A 5,304-nucleotide genomic window follows, 5' to 3' on the forward strand; every position below is an offset into this window, starting at 1 on the left:
GCAGCACCGCTCGGTTCGGCTCCGCGCCACGCTCAAGGCGTTCATCGAGGGTGCGGCGGACGATACCTGGATCAGCCACCTCTGCGTCGCGCAATTGCCGTGCTTCGTGGATGGCTTTACGAGTCAGCCCTATTTCTGACGCCGTCGCTGCACCGTTCCCATCGGAAACGGTCCACTGATTTCCACGGTTACTCGTTGCGCTCGCAACATCACCCCGCGCTTGCGCCGCGTCATACTCATCTGCGAGGCGCCGCTTTGCTGCGGCCTCGATTTCCAGGGCATCGGCCTGCGCGCGGTGGGCAGCAGCAACGAGATCATCATGGGCGGCTTTTGCGTTTTTGAGCCGCGCGGCCCGTTTCGCGACATCATAGGCCAGGCCTGCTGCTTCGCGAGCTTCCAGAACCTCCGCTGCGGTCTTGGCGCTGGCCAGCATGGTGGCGGCGCGATCGATGAGGTCTGGAAGGTTTTCACCAGCCACGGGAATAGGGGCAAGCTCTGTCATCACACGGCCTCATTCGGCTCGAGCGTGACCTTGAGCGCCCCGACCTTCACCGTGCGCGCGGGCTCAAACCCCTTGCGCCAGGCCTCGGGCAGCGCGCCGTATTTGCGCTCCGAGACCGACAGCTTGGTGTCGATGAACTCGGCCGGGTCCTCGCCGCTGTCGGCGATATTGACGGCGATCTGAGCGAGCTTGGCCTGGTCCCAATCGACACGCTTGGGCAGATCGGCCACCACAGTGTAATCACCGTCAACCAGGCGGACGGTGCCGGTGTCTTTGCCACAAGCCCGACGGGCCTCGGCGGCGCGGGTGGCGTAACGCACCTCGAGGGCGCTGTTGCATTTGGCGCTGGCAGCCTTCAGCTGCTTCGCCGCATGGTCCAGCTCAGCTTGCAGCGCCACGAGCAGTTCCACCGGCAGCTGCGCCAACTCGCCTGCGGGCAGGTTGAGCATGTCGTCGATGCTGGGCGTGTTGTCAGGATAGGTCATAAGGTCTCCTGTTCGGCAAAGAATGGTCAGGCCGCCGCAAGCAGCCGGACGATGGATCGGGATTTCGGTTCGCAGGGTTTGGGGCGGGCGATCGCGAGATAGGCGAAGCGATCGGTCGCAAGACGCATCTGAACCAGGTGAACGAGGCTCTGCTGCGCGGCTCGAAAGGCCGCATCGGCAAGCGCGCGCAGCGCGTGACGCTCCTTGACGGACAAACCGCCGAGTTCGGTTTCCGTATCGACAGCCAGGAAGCCGCGATAATAGACAAGTGCCTCGCCTTCAGTGGCCTGGCTCACCCAGGCGTAAAAGGCGATGTCGGACATTTCCGAACCTGGGATCGCGTCTTGGGCAAGCCTCAAGGCAGATGTGGATTTGCGACGGCCCATGTTCATTGCGCCGCTCGCAGCTGTACGCTTTGGACAGTGCTCTCGCAACGGCGGCAGTTTTCGTAGGCTTCGACATCTTCGAGTCGGTAGATCACCCGCCCGCCGATCTTGAGGAATGCCGGTCCTTCGCCGGTCCAGCGCCAGCGCTCAAGCGTGCGCGGGCTGATCTTCAGCCGAGCTGCCAGCTCGACCTGGTTGAGATGCGTGACTGACATCTTCGTCTCCTTCGCGTTTGGTCAAATGCCTGCGAAGGACCATCGCCCATGGCATGGGAGGAAAGCGGGAGGTGCCAAGGAGGGGAGAGGGGAGGAATGCAGATCCGGCGGCCGAAAATGAAAAAAGCCGCCCCGAAGGGCGGCCTGATGATCACGATTGTCGTTGCGTCAGCCTTCTATCCAGCAGCTCGCGCCGCTTTCGAAGATGACCCGCTTCCAAGCGGGATGCCCTTTGAAGAGCTCGGACAGTCTCCGAACGGTTCGACCGCAAGCGGCCGCCTCCAAAACCGCATCCGTCGAGAGCCGGTGTTCGCCCGCGATGAATGCCTCCGCCATCATAAGCACTGCAGCTTTCTGCTTTGTGCCCTTGAAATCAAAGCGCTCACCGTGGACGATCAGAACCGCTCCGTCACCGGAGACCCAAACCGGCCCCTGTTCAGATGGACCCGTCAGCAGCCGCGCCGAAAGGATCTCGAGATTCGCGGCGATCCCGTCTTCATGATCGACCGCATCCTCAAGCGGCACGACCTCATGCCCCTTCATGGTCGAGCGGCAAAGCTGCTTGGCAGGATCAAGAGATATGACCAGCCGCAAGCCTTCGGCTGGCCGGCGCGCAACAAGCTGGCGAAAATCCTCGAACACCGCTGGCGTCGTCAGACCGCGAGCGACCCAGATCCCGACACGTGCCCTGCGCTTCGGCAGCCGCGCCGTCCCGAAATCAAGCACCACACCGTCGAGGTATGGCACCGGGTCTTTGGCAAGAGAGCAATCGAGCCGGGCGACCACACGCCGAGCTGTGGCCGCCATGTCCAGCGCATAGACACGACGGCGGGCGCTGGCCCGCTCGTCGTGCCATGCCGCGTTGCCGAGATGTCCCGTTTGCTCCGTGATCGGGTGCACGAAAATAGGCGTCAGGGCGTCTTCCAGATCGTCATCGGTGACGGAGCACATCGAGCTGCCCCGCTGCGCGATCAATCCAGCATCCAGTAACGCCTTGCCAGCGCCGCGCATATGCGCCAGGGCCATGGCCGAGACCCGCCCTTCGCGTGTCCCGGCGATGGATGAAAGCAGCCGGCGGGCCGCAAGATCAATCCTCGCAGAGCTGCAGGTCATCGACCAGAATCCCCCAGCGCCGCAGATATTTCTCGCCGATCATTTGCTCGGCCGCGGTACGGTCCTTCAGATCGCAGCCATGCGGCCAGGTGATCGTCAGGATCAGCGTCCGCCGGCGGTCGCCTCCCGGGCGACGGGCGAGCTTCACGGCGATCTTGGCCCGCGTGACTACATAGCCCTCGCGCAGGGGCGTGCGATCCCCGAACCGCTCCTCCGCCTTCGTCCAGATCGTCTCGTCGGCGCGGGCGGGCTTCTCCAGCGTCACTCTGAAATCGCTGTCGTCGATCGGCATCACCCGCAGCTCGCGCACCTCGACGCCCTCAATGCCGTCCTCCGGGTCGACCGGAAAATTATGGGGAGCCAGCAGCACAGACAGATCGTAACAACGCAGCGGCAGGCGGTTCTCCTTGAAGGCGATACCAAGCAGATGCGTAACCGTGGCCTTGACGATCTCGCTCCTTGTCACCTTGTCGTTGGCGATCACCTCGATGCTGCCGGTTGCGGGCTCATAGGTCACCGCAGCTTCGAAGACAGGACGATAGGGCTGCCGGACAAGCGAGCCCGTGTCGTCAAAGCGCAGCAAATCATCGGGCCGCCCCTCGCGGTAGACCGTTACCTGCACGAGGTCGCATTCTTCGCCTTCATGGGTCGTCCTCACCCGGTCGAACATATCGACATGGGCGTGGGCTGCACCCGAGAACTCCTTGATCGCGGAAACGAAGGCGTGACGGGCGGCCGCGCCGCGCTGAACGACACAACCGGCGTCGGTCATGTAGCCCGCCCACATCCGACCGCGCCGACGGTCCTCGGTGAAGCGAACTTCCTCGGCATGGCGAAACCGGTCTTTTGCGTTGAGGAACACCCAGAGCGACCGAGCGTGCGAGTTGGCGAGGCCGTCGAGGAAAGCAGGATCTTCTGCCACGCTATAGATCGCGGCCTGCCCCGGCTCATCGGACAGGGCATGGACGCGTTCCGCATCGTTTGAAATGCGATCACGCTGGACCCGAGACATCTCCTCGATGGCACCGAGCAGCGGCCCCGACAGATCGGCATCCGCTGCAGGCCAGCCAAATTCGGTGGGAAGGCCGATCTCCGGCCGGTCGAAATATGCACGCAGCGCCTCAGACGGCGTTTTGCGCAAAAAGGATGATAGAGCAGCCATGCGTGATCTCCTTACGCTGATTCCCGTTTTCAAGCTGATCTGCTAATCTGCGTATCACAGGGCTACAAAGTCAATCGCAAATCTACGCACTTCCGCTGATCGACTTATCAATCGAAAAGGGATGGCTGCCCGATCGTCGTTGTCAGAAGGCCCAGCTTCAGCAACCGGACTTCGGCCGCCTCGCGAGAGACCGCGAACAGGTCCATCACTGCATGGACAAGATTTGCCGCGTGCTCTGAAGTGAGATGGATGTTTCCATGCAACTCGCGCTGCGCGCAGTAATCTGAAACCAGCCGACTGAGCCGCGTGGCCGGCATCAGCAGGGCTCCACTAATGTAGCCGGCCTGCCATTCCATCCAGTCGGACTGCGGTGCGTTCAGAATGTTGTCGCGCTTGGAGATCGCCTTGTTGGCGTTCGGGCCGCGGTCTAGCAAGTCACCCGTGGCAAACTTCTCCGCCCAGAGTGGCCCGTGGAACTTCACGTGCCCAAATTCATGGGTCAGCGTCGTGCGGAACCGGTTCTCACGCCGGTCATCCATTGCAATTCGTTCCGAGATGGATACCCGTGGTCCGCGGTTATGGAAGAACTCGGTCACGCCCTCCACGTCGGCGCCATAGTGTGATAAATCAGCGTAGCTATCGAGTTCCGCATCGTGCATTTCGATCAGCACTGTCAGGTCGTCGGTAGAGACCGGGTAGTCAACCTTGCCATGGCGCGTTAGCAGGAGATCGTGAATGAGACGCTCGCATTCGTCATCGAGCTCCCGCGCCTGGTAGAAGGGTCGCTCGGCAAAACGGCCCGTGTTGTCACGGATCATCCTCACCATAAGCAGCCCCCCTACTCTTTCAGCGTACGCCGAAAGCTCATGAACGCAGCCACGACCTTCTCCGGATCAGATTTGTTAGGACGCAAGTCATCTGGCAGGCGGCCCGCAAGTGCGTACAGGTATTCCTCCGGAATGTTCAGGATGCCGGAGAACTGACGGATCAGGTGCCCCGAGCTGGGGCTGCGTCGGTCGTGCTCGATGTCGTTGAGGTACTGCGGTGATATCGACCCGCCGCCTTCTTCCTTCATCACGCGCGCTGCGAGCTCCTTCTGGCTGAGACCGAGTGTCTTGCGGGCCTTTGAAATCGCTAGGCCGAAGGTCATACCATCTGAGGACATGGCCGATCCATCTCTCATTCTCCCCGTCAATCCGCTTGTTCGCAGATTTGCGAGTTGTTACTCTTTATCCACAAGTTGATCAACAGCGAAGCAGGATGTGCGTTCGGCAGCGGGAGCGAGTAGATGATCAAGATCCTTCACACAGCTGACGTGCATCTCGACTCCCCGTTGAGATCGCTCGCACTGCGCGACGCAGAATTGCGGGAGAAGGTCCAGACATCAAGCCGCACAGCGCTCAAGAGGATTGTCGAAACGGCGATTTCCGAAGATGTGGCC

At 61.7% G+C, this 5,304-nt stretch carries 8 protein-coding genes; all 8 read right to left on the bottom strand.

What is annotated here, in order from left to right:
- Window positions 1-502, bottom strand: a 502-nt coding sequence (locus tag JJ869_RS21775) for a hypothetical protein (RefSeq protein WP_292270708.1), incomplete at its 3' end; no start/stop codon positions are given.
- The gene (locus JJ869_RS21780) at window positions 502-987 is read right to left on the bottom strand and encodes a hypothetical protein (protein WP_292270710.1); all 486 of its coding nucleotides are present in this window, start codon (window positions 985-987) and stop codon (window positions 502-504) included. The genes JJ869_RS21780 and JJ869_RS21775, both read right to left, overlap by 1 nt.
- Before the next feature lie 26 nt (window positions 988-1,013).
- On the bottom strand, window positions 1,014-1,310 hold the full coding sequence (locus JJ869_RS21785) for a hypothetical protein (protein ID WP_292270711.1): 297 nt from the start codon (window positions 1,308-1,310) through the stop codon (window positions 1,014-1,016).
- A 65-nt stretch (window positions 1,311-1,375) separates the two neighbouring features.
- The gene (locus JJ869_RS21790; RefSeq protein WP_292270712.1) at window positions 1,376-1,588 is read right to left on the bottom strand and encodes a helix-turn-helix domain-containing protein; all 213 of its coding nucleotides are present in this window, start codon (window positions 1,586-1,588) and stop codon (window positions 1,376-1,378) included.
- Between the two features lie 168 nt (window positions 1,589-1,756).
- Window positions 1,757-2,701 (bottom strand): hypothetical protein, encoded by a 945-nt coding sequence (locus JJ869_RS21795; RefSeq protein ID WP_292270716.1) that lies wholly within the window; start codon window positions 2,699-2,701, stop codon window positions 1,757-1,759.
- Window positions 2,676-3,863 (bottom strand): hypothetical protein, encoded by a 1,188-nt coding sequence (locus JJ869_RS21800; RefSeq protein ID WP_292270719.1) that lies wholly within the window; start codon window positions 3,861-3,863, stop codon window positions 2,676-2,678. Before JJ869_RS21800 ends, JJ869_RS21795 begins: the two co-directional genes overlap by 26 nt.
- Before the next feature lie 107 nt (window positions 3,864-3,970).
- Window positions 3,971-4,690 (bottom strand): ImmA/IrrE family metallo-endopeptidase, encoded by a 720-nt coding sequence (locus JJ869_RS21805; protein WP_292270722.1) that lies wholly within the window; start codon window positions 4,688-4,690, stop codon window positions 3,971-3,973.
- An 11-nt stretch (window positions 4,691-4,701) separates the two neighbouring features.
- Complete coding sequence (locus JJ869_RS21810) at window positions 4,702-5,028, bottom strand: helix-turn-helix transcriptional regulator (protein WP_292270724.1); 327 nt, start codon at window positions 5,026-5,028, stop codon at window positions 4,702-4,704.
- Between the last annotated feature and the right edge of the window lie 276 nt (window positions 5,029-5,304).

Source organism: Marivita sp. (assembly GCF_017643905.1).
In the GTDB taxonomy this organism is placed as follows: domain Bacteria; phylum Pseudomonadota; class Alphaproteobacteria; order Rhodobacterales; family Rhodobacteraceae; genus Marivita.